Genomic DNA, 15118 nt, shown 5'->3' with positions numbered 1-15118 from the left:
CCGGCCTGACGCGCTTCGCTTGCCGAACAGCCGTCAAGGAAGAAAAGACGAAAATCCCCCCGTCCTGGCCTGGAGGAATTTGACCCGGCCACAGGTGGAGGAATTTGAGGTGGCCATCCGGGTTTGTCTCGAAATCTCGTATCAGTTCGAGACGCCGTACGGGCCCTCCTCTCATGGAGAAATCAGAGCAAAGGGGGCATCAGCCGTGAAACCGCGTTTCACGTTGCCGTGAAACACCAAACTGAACCAACAGAATCCGCATGACCAAACAGCAGACTTCCAAACCCGCAGCCTTGGCCGAACTGCATTCGACGTACGCAGACCTTGAGAGCCGTGGTGTCGACACCTTGACATCCAACAAAAAATCGACCGGCCAAATCGCCAACTTCAGGACCGCCCTTCGAGCTTGGCGCTCCGTCCTTTCCCGCGAATCCTCGATGCCCTTGGGGAAGGATTTCGGTGAAATGTTTGACTCGCTCTTCCAGCGCTTCCAAGACGTCCAGTCGGAAAACGTAGCGGCGCGGACGCTAAAAGACCGCGTCGAACAAATCTTGTGGTGGCGCTCTGTGGCCATCGGAATGGCGAATGATGACACCCTCCCCGAAAGTTTTAGCGGAGCCCTTCATCTCGCGTACCAACGCAGCGGGTTGACTCGCGCCGCCTTGTGTCGAGCGTCCGGAATCTGCATGGGGACCCTGAAAAGGTGGTTCGCAGGTGATGGTCTGCCGGAACACGACTCGCTCCACGCAGTCCGCGCACTTGAGAAAGTACTGGACGTTCGGCCCGACACACTCATCTGCCGCATCCCCGCACGACGACTGAGGGGGTCGGAACGGAGAGAGGATGCGAAACGTCCCACGACCACATTTGGCGAGAGGATGCGACGCAACCGGGAAGGACTCGCCAAGTTTGCGCTTGAACCAACCGAACGTCTTTTTGCCCAGTGGCAGCAGCTCATTGCCATCAAGGTCGACTTTTCCCGCGACGATGCTACGCCCCGCAACACGTGGCGGCTCAAGCCAGCTTCGCGAGTTTCCATTGACATCGACCGCAGCGCGGTTTTTGACGGTCAAGTGTGCCCATCAGCGGCACTCCATTTTCAACTCGTCCGGTGCTTTCTGGGGTATCTCGCGACGCCCCGAAAGTATGGAGGGCAAGAGCTGCCTGCGGCGGGTCTCGACACACTCGCCTGGCTGGTTCGAGACGACCTCATCAAGCGGTATGTAAAGTGGATTCAAAACCGCTCCGACGGCATTCTTCACAGTGGCGTCCTGACAGCGCTGAATAACCTTAGAAGCCATTTGCGCCCGAAGACCGGCGCAGTGTGGTTGATGACGGACTTGGCGCAGACGCTGCCCGCCGAAGGCCGACCGGAGGCAGCGTGTGACTACGATTCTGCGACGGCTTGGCAAGCTCGCTGTGAAGCCGCGTACCGCGTGCTTCTGGACCATCAGAAGAAGCTCCAAGAACAGAGCAAGGGCGAGAAGTCACGAAATCCGAAGGAAACCATGGGTTCGCTGATTCGCCAGGAATCCCCCATGCTGGAGCTCGTCCGAATCATTTCAGCAATTGAGAACCAACCTCCCCCAGCGCACCACAAGCGCAGCTATGCCGCTTGGTTGAGGGACTTGCTCTTGTTGAAGATGCTACAACGGCACCCGCTGCGAGGGCACCACTTCGCCATCATGACGTTCCGAGGCTCAGCCGCGAACCTGCGCCGCGCGGGCTCTGGGTGGGAGCTGGATTTCCCGCTGTCAGACTTCAAGAACGAGAAATCGAGCAGTGCCATGCCGTACACAGTGACTCTCCACCCGACCCTAAACGTCTGGGTCAATCGGTACCTGAATGAGGCACGTCCGCTGTTGAAGCACTCCAGCGCCTCTCATCGGGTATTTCTGCCCAGTGTCTCGCGACGCAAGTCCCTGCCAGTCGAGGTTCCTGAGGAAGCTTGGGGGTTTACATCAGCAGGCATCTACCATTGCATCAAGACTCGAACAGCTCCCTACACCGAATCCGGCATTGGGCTTTCGACCCACTCGTTCCGGCATATCGCGGCAACAGACCACCTGAAGCGCAATCCCCGCGAGTACGCCTTGGTGGCGCTTATCCTCAACGATTCATTGCCGACGGTGCTCAAAGAGTATGACTACATGGAGGCTCAGGATGGTGTACGAGCATTGGAGAACAACATCGAGGATGCGGAAGAGCAGTACCGGTCCATGAGCAGTCGACCGAATGGCATTGCGGCCAGCGCCGACAACGCGGGGTGACCAACGAAAGGAGGCCCCCAAGGGGGCCGTTGTCAATCAAAGTGACGCGCGTGGAATGAAGTGGAACCCCACGCGCCTCTGAACTAGGAGTCTTTCCTTGGCGCAGGCCTCCCATAACCGAGCGCTCTCAGATGTCTAACGATGGTGTTGAAACTTCCCCGGCCAAGTTCGAGACGGACGTTGGTGGGTCCCACCGCTCGCCCTTGGGCCTTGAGTGCCTCGCACGCCCGCAGCACTTCCGCAAGTGTCACTCCAGGTCGTCCGCGTTTCTTGCGTCTTAGGTTCAATAGAGTTCCTCCACAGGTACGGGACCTCGCCCCGGTGCCCTGTGTAGGAACTACTCTCAGCGCCCCTGCAATTTCGTAATCGAAACTTGTTGCGGGCGTGTTCAGAATTCGAGACCATGCCGCCTCTCTCCAGCGGTCGGCGACGTCGAGTGTCACCTCCCTCGTCCACTGCGACCCGCACGAGCGCTTGCCTTTCCAGTGACCACTTGATGAACGCAGATACCGCCACGGAACTCATTGAGCTTGCATTGGCACAGCACCGCCTCTGGGACGGGGGCTTGGTTCGCAGCGCAGGAAAATCCGAGGGTTCGGAAACGGCGTGGTACTTCACCACGGCACTTACCATAGACGTACTGGAGCACTTCAGAACCGAGTCGGCCTCGGCCATCATCACATCCGACGCCATTGGCATCGGACCAAGATTCACGTTTTGGGTGGTCGCCATTCAGACGGGCGCGATTCAGCACCGCTTCTTCTTGCCCTTAGTAGGAACACTGGTTGCCGAACTGCTCGCCGATATGCGGGGCAAGAACCTGCGCTTGTTGATGGCAGCAGGAACATCGGTAGCAGCGGTGGATGTGCGCGTGCCGGTGTCTCCGCAGTTGCGCGCGGCGCTCGAGAGCAAGCACCAACTGGCCGCCGATAGAGAGTCAGTTTTGCCCGACGTGGTTCTGACCGCCGCGCGCCTGCTCGCGCCGGACGGATTGAGACCGGACAATCCTGGGAACAAGCCCACAAGCATTTCGGTCACTGCAGTGCTTCCGCCAGAACTCCTCGGACACGCAGACGGATTTTTTGGAGCATGAACAGGGATGAGAGTCCCGAAGGGCCGTGGCCAACCGGTGCTCTATCTCGACTTCGACGGAGTACTGAGCAACGCGAACGTCTGGTGGCATCCTAGACGGGGCGCGTACCTGCGCGCTCCTGAACCATACGTGCTGTTCCAACACGCAGCGCTCCTGGAGGAGATGCTCGAGCCCTACCCGCACGTGCGCATTGTGCTAAGTACCTCTTGGGTGCTTCGATATCGGTGCGCTGGCGCTGCGAAGCGCCTGCCGGCTGGCTTGCGCACGCGCGTCATCGGCGCGACCTATCACTCTGAAATGGGGGAAGACAGGTTCCTCCGACTGTCCCGTGGCGAGCAAGTCACCCAGGACGTTCTGCGCAGAGACCCTGGTTCCTGGCTGGCACTGGACGATGACGCAACCGGCTGGCCTGCCTGGGCGCTCCCCAACCTGCTTCTCACCGACCCGAACGAAGGCATTAGTCCGCCGCACCTGCAGGCAGCCCTGCGAAGCCAGTTGGTGCGGCTGGCGACCCCCTTGAGCGGCGAGGCGCCGATTTCAGCGATATGTAGTTGATTGTAGAGAAGTCCGCTGTTCTAGACAGTTAGAGCCACGTTCGTCTGTGACGGAAGACAAATGCCGAGCAGAGCGCCCATCACCTTTCCTCAGGAGCAGCAGATGCTGACGGCGCTCGGAACGCGCATTCACCTAGCTCGGCGCCGGCGCAGACTGAGCGCAGCAGCGGTCGCCGCTCGCGCTGGCATCTCTCGAAGCTCCGTCTACAAGGTGGAAGCGGGCGCCCCTGGAGCGACGCTTGGAACCTACCTGCGGGTGCTGGCTGCGCTGGGTCTGGAAAGGGACATTGATGCCGTCGCAGCGGACGAAAGATTGGGACGCAAGCTGCAGGACTTGGCGCTGGGGCCCCAGCGCCAAGACAATCAACACTGATACGAAGACCCTTCGCGGATTTTGCTTGTTGCCATGACGCTCGACGAAGCCATCGCCATACTAGAGGAGCAGCGCTCATTCATCGGAGGTCATGCACCCTTGGTGGTGGACGGCCGGCCGATGCGCGCTTTGCGCGCGCTGGAGGTGGTGACCGCCGCGAAAATTCGTCCGGATACATACGCCAATGCCGAGGCGTCAGGCGCCCGATGGACCGAAAAGGTCGTGGTCGTCAAAAGCTTCGGCGGCCCCAGCGACAAGCGCGAAGTGCTGGGGGATATGCCGAACGTGGGGCGTGACGACGACTTTACGCGCGTTGTGGACTCTGGTTGGTCGCTCGGCGAAGGTGAAGTCCGCTGGCGCAAAGGCCCTCAAGGTTAAAGGGCGGCATTTGGCATGTCATTCGACATGCGCGCGACGGTGCTTCAGGTCATGTCAAATGACGTGCCCACCATGTCAAATGACGTGCCCACCATGTCAAATGAAGTGCCGACTGTAGCGCGGCTCCCGCAAACTGGCTCGATTTGGCCCTCTCCGGCCTCTAAGGCCACCGCTCTATGTCGTTTGACGTGCTCGAATGTCACGTCGCATGCTCACGAACGCCCGATTGCCTTGGCGCTCCTGGCCTATCGCCTCGGCGTCTCCTTACATCTATGCCACGCGCAGCATGGCGCGCTCGACGACGGCGTACTCCGTGTCTGGCCCTGAGAGAGCGGCCGGCACTTTAGGACGCCCCTAAAGAGGCCGGGTACGTACACGAGGCTCCAGTCACTCACTTTATGGAGCATGAAATGAATCAGGCCATCTCGCAGAATGTCACTACTCCGAATGCCACTGTGCCGCATCTTTTGACAAAAGCTGAGCTCGCCGACGCGCTGCGGATGTCGGTACGTAGTGTCGAAGGTCTGTTGAAGTCGGACAAGCTTCCTGCTGGGGTGCGGCGAGGCCGCCTGCTGTACTGGCACTCCAGCGTCGTTGAGAAATGGCTCGACGAAGCGTTCGCTGCGCAGCGTTCCTGGATTCCACTCTGAGATTCGCTGACTCCCCGCCCCCGCGGGGTTTTTCCCATCTGGCCAGCCTCAAATCGAGTGGCTCGGTTGTCCGGCGCAGGCCGGCCATCAAAAGGAAATCCCCGCAAGCGTGACAGGCTTGCGGGGATTAATCATGGACCGCGGCGAACGGCCGGCGCTGGTGGGTCAGTTCCCTTGGTCAGGCCGGTCGCTTTCCATCACTGCTGCGACGAGTTCGTCAGATGCCACGATGCTGACGCACACGTGGTGCGGGACTTGCAACTCCTCGACGCAGACTTCTGACGGAGACAGCAGGCTGCTCGCCACCATGCACGCTTCCTTGCGAAGCAGGTGCGGTGACATGCGCGGAACAGTTTCACGCTGCAAGTCCATCTCGCCCAGCAACGCTGACACGAACCGACAGTCCTGAACAAGCAGACCTTCTTCCTCGCCGGCGCAACCCAGCGACAACTCGAACCCGATGTCGAGGCTAGCCGCCAAGAAGTCCCTCATCTGCCGGCCGGCTAATTGCAGCATCAGGCGGTGCTGCCACGCACCGGCTTGCTGTGCGAGGACCAGATACTTGGTTCCTTGCGGTGTGAGAATGACCTTCCCGAGGTGACGCAGCGGCGCAGCCTGAGCGGCAGCGAACATGCCGCGGTGGAGGTTGCCGCATACCCACCAACGGTTGCTGACCGCGTCCGGGTAACGCGGTGCGACGGTCCTGACGACCTCCTCAGGGTCCATCAACAGGCCAAGCGAGAGCTTGTCTGCTGCGATGGCGATGTGGGAGAGGAGCTTTGCGCCGTAGTCGGCGATTTGCAACATGGAGTTCCTTTCGACCCCCAAGAAAGGGGGGCTCCTCGTATAGGAACGTGGGGGAAGCGGGGTGCGGCACCGTGGGGCGTCCAGCAAGGTAAGCCGGCGAGCGACCGTTCAAGCCACTTGCCGGCGTAGCGCCCGGTCAGCTCCTGCGGGTCTGGTTCTGAGGCGCCTGCGGGTCGTTCGCAGCGCTTCGGCGCACCGCGTGAGGCTCGATGGATTCGGCCGCAGGCTGCGGTGCGGGTGCCGCCGCCAGGTGCTGCGAAAGTTGCGCATGCAACGAGGAAAGCTGCGCCATCAGGGCCTTAACGTCCGCAGACGCTTCGGCATGCTCGACTGGTGTAGCCGGTGCCGGCGGCGACGCGTCTACAGCGTGCATGACTTTCACAACATCATGCGCGGTCACGTTGATGTAGCGGTCGACCATTTCCCAATTCTTATGGCCCGTCAGAATTCGCGCGAAAACGGCGTTGCCAGTCTTCAGCACCATTCGGGTGGCAGCTGTGTGCCGAAGGTCATGAATGTGCAGGTCCACAATGCCGGCGCGCTCGCATACGCGGCGCCAAGCCGCCTTGAGGGATTCGTACGTCATTCGGAAGATGGGCTCCTTGGGGTCCTCGCTCGGCCCGAGCTCCCGCAACGCGTCGAGGGCCTCCGGCGACAGCGGCACCTTGCGCCCTTTTCCACCCTTGTCCGTACGCAGGGTGATGATGCAGTTCTGCATGTCGACGTCGCCCCACGTCGCGTTCCTCGGCTCACTGGCACGCATGGCGGTTTGCAGCAGTAGCTTGAAAGCCGGGCCGTGCAGCTGCTCGCGGCATTCCCTGAGAACCTCGTCAAAGCGCTGCTGCTCGTCGAGTGACAGCACGCGTTCGCGCTCCACCAGTTCGCCCGTGAGCTTCAAGCCACTGCCAGGATTTTTCCCCATGCTGTTCCAGTTCCAGCAATCCCGGGCGTGATTGAATAGGCTGCGCAGAAGTGCCTGTTCCTGAACCACGGTCGCCCGGGCCAGACCTTCGGCCTCCAGCACCTGGATATACCTTTGCAGGTCGTCGTGCGAGAGCTTGAGCATCGGCTTGGCCGCCAAGACCTGCCGCACCCTCGAAGAGTCTGCCGACTTGGAGACCAGTGCCGCGCGATGGTCTTGCAGGCCCTTCGGAATCCGGGCCACATCGGTATGGGGCACGAGGTGAACCGCCCAATAGCGACCCTTGCGCACCGACACGCCCTTGGGAGCCTGGTCGGCTTGCCCCAGCGGCAGAATGGCCAACAGCGGCAAGCGCAGTGCTTTGAGCCAGCGGTTCATGCGACGGACTGCCTGCGGCGCTCCCTTGAGCCCGGGTAGGTGGTCCAGGCCATAGCGCTGCATGGATTTGCCCACGCTGTTTTCCTTCGGGCCACCATACATGGGAGCCTTGCCGGTGCCCAGCTGGGTGATGAGCGCGTTTATCGCCTCGTGGGCGGCATCCGAGTTTTCGAATCCGGTTTCGTAGATGTCTAGGCCCCCGCGGCGCACGCGGTAGCTCCAGACATCGCCTTCCTTGTACGGCGTCACGCGTGGCCGCCCCTTCTTGGCCGGCTTCTTCGCGAGCTCGTCCGCGCATTCCTTCTTGGCCACCACGTCCGCGCCAGTCTTGCGCTTCGCGGACTTGACCTGGACACGCCCCTCGTCCAGCGCGTCCGCACGCTTTCCGACATCCAGTGCATCGGCACTGTGCTCGATGTTGCCGGGGGCGACTGCGTCGAGGTTGGCAGGGATGGTTTGGTTGGTGTGCATGTGCAGCTCCAGATTGGTTGATGGAGCTGCGTGTAGGAGGCTGGCGCCTTTAGACGCGCGCGATGCCCGGTGTTTAGGGCTCTCTGTGGCTGGCGCCCTCGCCTTGAGGTCGCCGGACGCATCGTCGACCGAGCTGGCGCTGCCCTCGTCCTGAATGTCTTTCAGGTGGCGACGGCGCATCTGATACCGAACAAGCGGCGGGAGAGGTTTTCGCATCAGCAACTCCTTGGGCTGAAGTTGCGTGCGCACGGCGAGTCATGGCTGGCCGGCAAAAGGCCCGTTGCGGCCCCTTCTGCGGCTGTCCTGGCCCGAATCACCCAGAGCGCTTGAGCACGGCTGACGCGCATTCAAGCGCAGTCAGTCGCGCCTCGTGCGCAGTCAAACCACTGTCGATTGCCAGAAACTGCGCCAGAAAACCGACTTGGCGAGCCTCAGAAACGACAACGGCCTCACGAGGAGGCCGCCTAAGTCCTTGATGTACAAGGAACTGAATTCTGGTGGCCTGGGGCGGAATCGAACCACCGACACGCGGATTTTCAATCCGCTGCTCTACCAACTGAGCTACCGGGCCGTGAGAGGAGAGATTATAGCAGGGTGGGAAGCGCCCCCGCCCCGCTTCGACATCAGGCCGCCGACGACGAGTTGCGCTTGCCGCGCGACAGGTCCACGCCCAGCTGCTTCAGCTTGCGATACAGGTGCGTGCGCTCCAGGCCGGTCTTCTCCGCCACGCGCGTCATCGAGCCGCCTTCCTTGGCGAGGTGGAACTCGAAGTAGCACTTCTCGAATTCGTCGCGCGCGTCGCGCAGGGGCTTGTCCAGTTCGAAGACCTGGCGCGCCTGCGGCCCCATCTCCACAACGGCCGGCAGGCTCTGGCCGCCCGTCATGGCGGCTTCCACCGTCAGTTCCTGCACCGGCAGCGGCACCACCACGCCCATGCCCGGCTTGCGCGCCACCAGCGTCGGCGTGGCCTGCCCGCTGTTGCGCGCGAGGCCCGCTTCCACCGCCTTCAGCAGCTTCTGCATGGTGATCGGCTTCTCCAGGAAGGAGTGGGCGCCGATCTTGGTTGCCTCCACCGCCGTCTCGATGGTGGCATGGCCACTCATCATCACCACCGGCATGCTCAGGAGGCCGCTGGAGGACCATTCCTTCAGCAGCGTGACGCCGTCGGTGTCGGGCATCCAGATGTCCAGCAGGACCAGGTCGGGCCGCACGCGCTGGCGGGCCGCCCGGGCCTGCGCCGCGTTCTCCGCGAGTTCGACGCTATGTCCCTCGTCGTTGAGGATTTCCGACAGGAGATCGCGGATCCCCAGTTCGTCATCCACCACCAGTATGTTTGCCATCAGCTTTCTTGCCCCAAACCGCCACTCGTTCGTCCGTCTGCTCGGATCGGACCCCGAAACGCATGCCCCTCCCAGGAGCCCCACTCACGAGCGCACGGCCTCGGTGCCGTTGTTAACTCGCAACTCCAAATGATAACGACACTTGGGCCCCGCGGATGACACCCTCGGCGATCCGGTTCTTCAGATCCACGCGGGCCCCATGCTCATCCGCGATTTTTTTCACGACCGCGAGGCCCAGGCCCGTGCCCTTCGCCTTGGTGGTCACATAGGGCTCGAACGCGCGTTTCAGGATGTGCTCCGGAAACCCGGCCCCGCTGTCCTGCACGATCAGGCGGACCCGCCGCGCCGCTTCGCTCCACTGCGTGCGCACCGTGACTTCGCGGATCGCGCTCCCCTCGGTGGCATCTTGCGCGTTTTGCAGCAGGTTGTGGATGACCTGTCGCAATTGCTGCGCATCTCCCAGGATCCTCGGACAAGCGGGGTCGAGATCCACCCGAACGGGCACCTGCGAGGCGCTGCGCGAGGGGTCGCCCTCGCGCGCATAGAGGTGCAGGACGTCGTTCACCAGTGAATTCAGGTCCACCGGCTTGAGTTCGGCGGCCGGCAGCCGGGCGTAGTCGCGGAACTCGTTCACCAGCCGCTTCATGGACTCGACCTGCTCCACGATCGTGTGCACGGCCTTCGACAGCAGCGGCCGGTCGGCGTCGCCCAGCTTGGGCGCGAGCTTCATCTCCAGGCGTTCGGCGGACAGCTGGATCGGCGTCAGCGGGTTCTTGATCTCGTGCGCCAGCCGGCGCGCGACTTCGCCCCAGGCCTGCGCCCGCTGGGCCGAGACGATCTCGGAGATGTCGTCGAACACCAGCAGCCGGCCCTCGCCCGGGAGAGACGCGCCGCGCACGACCAGCGTGACCACGTTGGCCGCGGCGCCCGCATGCGCCGTGTTCAATTCGAAGGTCTGCTGCCAGTGGTCCACCAGGATCGTGTGGGTGCGCTCCTGCATGAAGTCGTCGAAGCGCTGCTGCACGGCCGCCCCGAAGGCTTCCAGGCCCGGCACCTCGGCCAGCAGCTGGCCCTGGTAGGTCTCCAGCGGCACGTGCACGATCTCCGCGGCGCCGGGGTTGGCGGTCTCGATGTGTCCCTGCGCATCGAACACGATCACGCCGGCGGTCAGGTTGTCCAGGATGGCCTGCAGGTGGCCGCGCGCCGCGCTCACTTCGTCCATGCTTCGGTCGACGAAGGCGCGCGCCTCGGCCAGCTGCTGCGTCATGTCGGCGAAGGCGCGGGTGAGGCCGCCCAGTTCGTCCTTGCCCTGCAGCGCCGGCTTGGGCGAGAGGTCGCCCGCGGCCACTTCGCTCACGCCGGCGGCCAGCAGCAGCAGCGGGCGCGCGAGCTGGTTGCCGAGGACGATCGCCAGCAGCACCGCGCCGAACACCGCGAGGAACAGGCTGAGGGTCAGCGTGCCGATGTACATGCGGCGCAGCCCTTCGCGCGCCAGCGCCCGCTCCTGATATTCCCGGTAGGCCTCCTGCACGGCGATCGCGTTGGCCACCAGCGTCGCCGGCAGCGTCACCGTGGCCTGCAGGAAGCGCGCTTCCGCCAGCAGCCCCAGGCTCGGCTGCGGCACCATCACGATCGCCTTGATGCGGGCGTTGCTGGCCGAGGTCGCGGCGGGATCGTCGAGGCCCTCGATCGTGGTGATGGCGCGCTGCGTCCGCACGGAGCGCAGCTGGTGCGGCGTCGGCCGTTCCGGCGCGAGCTGGAAGCGCGAGGCGCCGGCGCTCGCGATCATCTGGCCGCCCGCGTTCCAGAGGATCACGTCGGAGGCCCCCAGCTGGTCGCGCATGCGTTCCAGCACCAGGCCCGCGGACGGATCCGCCGTCTCGGCCAGCTGTCCCGCGGCGCTGCGCGTCTTGGTGGCGAGGTCGGCGGAGAGCGTGTCCAGCGTGGCGCGGCCCAGGTTCAGGCCGGCGTCGAGCGCGCCCTCCACCTTCACGTCGAACCAGGATTCGATCGAACGCGAGACGAACTGGTACGACACCACGTAGATCAGGACGCCCGGCACCACCCCCACCAGCGTGAAGATCGCCGACAGCTTCACCAGCAGCCGGCTGCCGAACTTCTTGCGCCGCAAACGCGAGGCGAGCCGCACGAACACCCACAGGATGACGGCCAGCAGCACGCCGGCCACCACCATGTTCAGCACGAACAGGCGGCCGTAGTTGCGCTCGTAGAACTCGCGGTTGTTGGTGGCCTGCGTGAGCAGGAACATCAGCACGATGCCGATGCCGGCCGCCACCGCGACGCCGACGACGATGGCCCAGCGCCAGGCCCGCGAGCTCTCGATCAGCTTGCGCGGAGGGCCTTCGGGCGGGCGCGGGACGCTCACTTGGGATCCAGCAGCAGGCGCTGGTTGCGCACCGCGAGGATGATCCAGTCCGCCTGGCCCACCGCGCCGATCTGGAACGGGCGCGGCAGCTGCGACACGTCCAGCCGGAAGCGGAAGTCGACGGTGTGGGTGGACTCGGGGTCCACCGCCGCGGCGTCGGCGATGTGCCAGCCCGAGATGCGCTGGACGGCGGCCAGCGCATCGTCGCGCGTGTCGAACATCTGCCCCAGCACCAGGCCGGAGTTGCCGATGGGCGCGGACGAGACCTGCAGCCGCCAGCGCCGCGTGAGCGGCTGGAAGGACAGGCGCATGTGGCGCGTCGCGAAGGCCACGCGCTTGTCGTACCAGTACCAGCGGTCCCGGTAGATGGCGGCCTCGGCGAGGAAGTACATGGGAATGCCCTTCGCCAGCGCATCATCCACCACCTGCGGCAGCTCGAAGCGGACGGCCGCGCTCAGCAGCACCCCTTCGTCGGTCCGCTCGGCCTTCAGCTGGGTGACCTCGGCCAGGTGGATCTGGGCCGGGGCCGTGCGCCAGCCGCCGCCCGCCAGCAACAGGACGCAGAAAACGAGGGCGAAAAGGCTCCTAGGCCTCCGGGGGGGCCGGTGCATGCTGTGCACTCTTTTGCACCACCGCGTAAAAGAAGCCATCGTGGTCACGTGGCTCATTGTCCCGGACGCCTTCGGGATGCGACCGGTCTCGTGGCAGGAAATGGCCCGGGCCGGGCCGCAAAAGGGCCGTGCTGTTGTGTGCAAGAAACGCCGCGACCTGCCGGTCGCCCTCGGCGCGGAACACGGAGCAGGTGCAGTACACCAGCGTACCACCCGGCTTGAGCAGCGGCCAGAGCGCAGTGAGCAGGCGCTCCTGCTGCGCGGCGAGCTGCGACACGTCGGCCTCGCGCCGCAGCCAGCGCACGTCGGGATGGCGGCGCACCACGCCGGAAGCGGTGCAGGGCGCGTCCAGCAGGATCGCGTCGAAGGGTTTCCCATCCCACCAGGTGGAAGGCTCGCCGGCATCGGCCGTGCGGACCTCCGCCCGCAGGTCCAGCCGCTGCAGGTTCTGGTGGATGCGCTCGCAGCGCACCGGATCGACGTCCAGCGCCACGATGTGGGCCTGGCGCGCCAGTTCGCACAGGTGCGCGGTCTTGCCGCCGGGAGCGGCGCAGGCATCCAGGATGCGCAGGGGCGCATCCGGCGCGAAGGGCTCCAGCAGCAGCTCGGCGGCGAGTTGGGCGCCGGCGTCCTGCACCGACCAGAGGCCGTCCGCGAAGCCGGGGATGGCGTCCACCGCATGCGGCCGGTCGAGGATGAGCCCGTGCCGGCCCACCGGCTCGGAGGCGATGTGCTGCGCGGCCAGCAGCTCCCGCAGCGGCTCGCGCGAGATCTTGTGCGTGTTCACGCGCAGGGTCATGGGCGCCGGCGTGTTGTTCACCTCCAGCACCTGCTCCCAGTCTTCCGGGTAGTCGCGCTGCAGCAGCGCGATCCACCACGCCGGATGGTTCCAGCGCGCGACCGGGTCGCCCTCGATCGCGGCGAGCAGCGCCTCGCGCTCGCGCAGGAAGCGGCGCAGGCAGGCGTTGATGAAGGCCTGCTGCGGACGCGTGTCCTTGCTGCGTTTGGCGGCCTCGACCGCCTGGTCGACCAGCGTGAAGGGCTCGTAGAGGGCGCCCTCCTCCTGCGAGGCCAGCGCGAGGGCGGTGCACAGCAGCGCGTCGGCCGCCGGCGGTGGCGCCTTCTTCGCGAGCTGCCGGCGCAGGGCGTCGGCGCGTGCGAGCTGCCGCAGGACGTGGTAAGCGAGCGCCTGCGCGCCCGGGCGGACGGCGGGGGCCACGCGCGCGATCGCCGGCGTGGCCGATTCGCCGCGCCGCACGGACGCCAAAACGGAGGCGGCAGCCTGCAGCTGCCGCCAGAGAGGGATGGGTGGATGCATCAGGTCAGCGTGTCGGACCAGATGTTACGCGCCCAGCTCATGGCGTAGCGGCCCTCCAGTTCGTTCGGGCCCGCACTCACCCCGCCGGAGGCGCCCACGGCCTTGTAGGTGCGCTCCGCGGCGACGTACTCGTGCACGCTCGCGACGTGGATCACGCGCTGGTCGTCGACGAAGCTGTAGCAGGTGTTGGTGAGCATGGGCGCGGGGTTCACGGGCCAGCCGGAAAGCTCCGCGACGATGGCCGCCGCGGCGACCTTCGCATGCGCGTTGGCCATGTGCCCGCTCTTGGGCATGGCCGGCGCGACCTGGATCGCGTCGCCCACCACGTGGATGCCCTTGGCGACGCTGGACTCGAACCCGAGGTAATCGACGCCGCACCAGCGCTTGCCCGCCATGTTGTTCAGGCCGGCCTGCACGGCGATGGCGCCGGCGCGCATCGGCGGCAGCACGTTGAGCACGTCGGCCTTCACGTCTTCCTGCACTTCGAACCTGACGACGCCGGCACGCTCGTCGACCGCCAGCGCCTTGTGCTGCGGCCGGTATTCGACCATGCCGCCGTACTGCTCCGCCCATACGCGCCGGAACAGCGCGCCCTTGGAGACCACGTCCGGATTGGCATCGAGCACCAGCACCTTGCTGCGCGGCTTGGCGGCCTTGAAGTACCAGGCGACCTGGCACGCACGCTCGTAGGGCCCGGGCGGGCAGCGATAGGGCTGCTCGGGGATCGTGATCGCATAGACGCCGCCATCGGGCATCGCTTCCAGCTGCTTGCGCAGGGCGACGGTCTCGGGCCCCGCCTTCCAGGCCTGCAGCACGCGGCCGCTGGCGTGCGCCGCGCGCAGGCCTTCGATCTCGTCGAACAGCAGGTCGACGCCGGGCGAGAGCACCAGCTTCTCGTAGCCGAGGCTCGCGCCGCTGCCCAGCGTGACCGTCCTGAGCTGCGGGTCGATCGAACGCACCGTGTCCCGCATGAGCGTGACGCCCTGGCGCACCAGCCCGTCGTAGCCGGAGGTGATGTCGCTCAGCTGCCGGCTGCCGCCGACCACCAGGTTCGACAGCGGGCAGGAGACGAAGTCGGCGTTCGGTTCGACCAGCACGACGGAGATCCTGCGCTCCGACAGCAGGCGCACGTACTTGGCCGCCGTCGCGCCGCCATAGCCGCCGCCGACCACGATCACGCGCGGGGTGGCCGGGACGGGCGCCGTCGCGCAGCCCGCGAGGCTCGCCGCGGCGGCGGCGTGCAGGAGGGCGCGCCGCCTCATGGCTTGCGCTGCGCGGCGAAGAAGGCCGCGAGCTGTTCCAGCTGCGCGTCGCTGTAGCCGCGCGCGAGCTGCTGCATGATGGTCGACGTGCGCGTGCCGGCCTTGAAGGCCTGCAGCTGCGCGAGGAGGTAGTCGCGCGGCTGGCCGGCGAGCGAGGGCAGCGCGGAGCCCGGCGCGGTGCGGCCGTCCGTGCCGTGGCATTGCGCGCAATTGGAAGCGAGGGTGCGCAGGTAGAGCGTGTCCTGCTGCGCCTGCAGCGGGCAGGCGGCCGATGTCACCGCGAGGGCGAGCGCGACACGCCGCAC

The 15118-nt window shown here is 65.2% G+C and carries 15 protein-coding genes and 1 tRNA gene; 6 read left to right on the top strand and 10 right to left on the bottom strand.

The window, feature by feature from the left end; translation table 11 throughout:
* Positions 1 to 260: 260 nt before the first annotated feature.
* Entirely contained in the window at positions 261 to 2270 is a 2010-nt protein-coding gene (locus tag JJ685_RS16630; protein ID WP_201675369.1) for a site-specific integrase, read from the top strand.
* Positions 2271 to 2353: 83 nt separating this feature from the next.
* Here JJ685_RS16630 and JJ685_RS30415 read toward each other — a convergent pair whose 3' ends face one another.
* A complete protein-coding gene (locus JJ685_RS30415) occupies positions 2354 to 2506 on the bottom strand; it encodes a DNA-binding protein (RefSeq protein WP_408015475.1) in 153 nt (50 codons plus the stop codon).
* A gap of 260 nt (positions 2507 to 2766) precedes the next feature.
* Here JJ685_RS30415 and JJ685_RS16620 point away from each other — a divergent pair, with 260 nt between their 5' ends.
* The 5 genes from JJ685_RS16620 (at position 2767) to JJ685_RS16600 (ending at position 5318) form a co-directional block, all read left to right on the top strand.
* The gene (locus tag JJ685_RS16620; RefSeq protein ID WP_201675367.1) at positions 2767 to 3363 is read left to right on the top strand and encodes a hypothetical protein; all 597 of its coding nucleotides are present in this window, start codon (positions 2767 to 2769) and stop codon (positions 3361 to 3363) included.
* Positions 3364 to 3369: 6 nt separating this feature from the next.
* A complete protein-coding gene (locus JJ685_RS16615) occupies positions 3370 to 3918 on the top strand; it encodes an HAD domain-containing protein (RefSeq protein ID WP_201675366.1) in 549 nt (182 codons plus the stop codon).
* 102 nt (positions 3919 to 4020) lie between these two features.
* Positions 4021 to 4290, top strand: coding sequence for a helix-turn-helix domain-containing protein (locus JJ685_RS16610; RefSeq protein WP_236599025.1), 270 nt, complete (start codon positions 4021 to 4023; stop codon positions 4288 to 4290).
* Between the two features lie 33 nt (positions 4291 to 4323).
* Positions 4324 to 4668, top strand: a complete 345-nt coding sequence (locus JJ685_RS16605; protein ID WP_201675364.1) for a hypothetical protein — start codon at positions 4324 to 4326, stop codon at positions 4666 to 4668.
* A 410-nt stretch (positions 4669 to 5078) separates the two neighbouring features.
* Entirely contained in the window at positions 5079 to 5318 is a 240-nt protein-coding gene (locus JJ685_RS16600) for a helix-turn-helix transcriptional regulator (protein ID WP_201675363.1), read from the top strand.
* A 165-nt stretch (positions 5319 to 5483) separates the two neighbouring features.
* Here the strand turns inward: JJ685_RS16600 and JJ685_RS16595 are convergent, their stop codons facing one another.
* The 9 genes from JJ685_RS16595 to JJ685_RS16555 form a co-directional block, all read right to left on the bottom strand.
* Positions 5484 to 6125, bottom strand: a complete 642-nt coding sequence (locus JJ685_RS16595) for a hypothetical protein (protein WP_201675362.1) — start codon at positions 6123 to 6125, stop codon at positions 5484 to 5486.
* A gap of 136 nt (positions 6126 to 6261) precedes the next feature.
* Complete coding sequence (locus JJ685_RS16590; RefSeq protein WP_201675361.1) at positions 6262 to 7896, bottom strand: tyrosine-type recombinase/integrase; 1635 nt, start codon at positions 7894 to 7896, stop codon at positions 6262 to 6264.
* A 495-nt stretch (positions 7897 to 8391) separates the two neighbouring features.
* Positions 8392 to 8467, bottom strand: a tRNA-Phe gene (locus JJ685_RS16585).
* A 52-nt stretch (positions 8468 to 8519) separates the two neighbouring features.
* Positions 8520 to 9236 carry a response regulator gene (locus JJ685_RS16580; RefSeq protein WP_201675360.1) on the bottom strand — a complete coding sequence of 239 codons (717 nt, stop codon included), beginning with the start codon at positions 9234 to 9236 and terminating at the stop codon, positions 8520 to 8522.
* Between the two features lie 112 nt (positions 9237 to 9348).
* The gene (locus JJ685_RS16575) at positions 9349 to 11622 is read right to left on the bottom strand and encodes a sensor histidine kinase (protein ID WP_330901787.1); all 2274 of its coding nucleotides are present in this window, start codon (positions 11620 to 11622) and stop codon (positions 9349 to 9351) included.
* Positions 11619 to 12233, bottom strand: a complete 615-nt coding sequence (locus tag JJ685_RS16570) for a DUF4390 domain-containing protein (RefSeq protein ID WP_236599024.1) — start codon at positions 12231 to 12233, stop codon at positions 11619 to 11621. Before JJ685_RS16570 ends, JJ685_RS16575 begins: the two co-directional genes overlap by 4 nt.
* Positions 12208 to 13551: a 16S rRNA (cytosine(967)-C(5))-methyltransferase RsmB gene (rsmB, locus tag JJ685_RS16565; RefSeq protein WP_201675358.1), complete on the bottom strand. Its 1344-nt coding sequence runs from the start codon at positions 13549 to 13551 to the stop codon at positions 12208 to 12210. Before rsmB ends, JJ685_RS16570 begins: the two co-directional genes overlap by 26 nt.
* On the bottom strand, positions 13551 to 14813 hold the full coding sequence (locus JJ685_RS16560; RefSeq protein ID WP_201675357.1) for an NAD(P)/FAD-dependent oxidoreductase: 1263 nt from the start codon (positions 14811 to 14813) through the stop codon (positions 13551 to 13553). Before JJ685_RS16560 ends, rsmB begins: the two co-directional genes overlap by 1 nt.
* Positions 14810 to 15118 (bottom strand): c-type cytochrome, encoded by a 309-nt coding sequence (locus JJ685_RS16555; protein ID WP_201675356.1) that lies wholly within the window; start codon positions 15116 to 15118, stop codon positions 14810 to 14812. The genes JJ685_RS16560 and JJ685_RS16555 overlap by 4 nt, the downstream gene beginning before the upstream one ends.

The organism is Ramlibacter monticola, from assembly GCF_016722785.1.
In the GTDB taxonomy this organism is placed as follows: domain Bacteria; phylum Pseudomonadota; class Gammaproteobacteria; order Burkholderiales; family Burkholderiaceae_C; genus Ramlibacter; species Ramlibacter monticola.
Note: the sequence above shows the minus strand (reverse complement) of the source record. Positions and strands in the feature narration are given on the sequence as shown.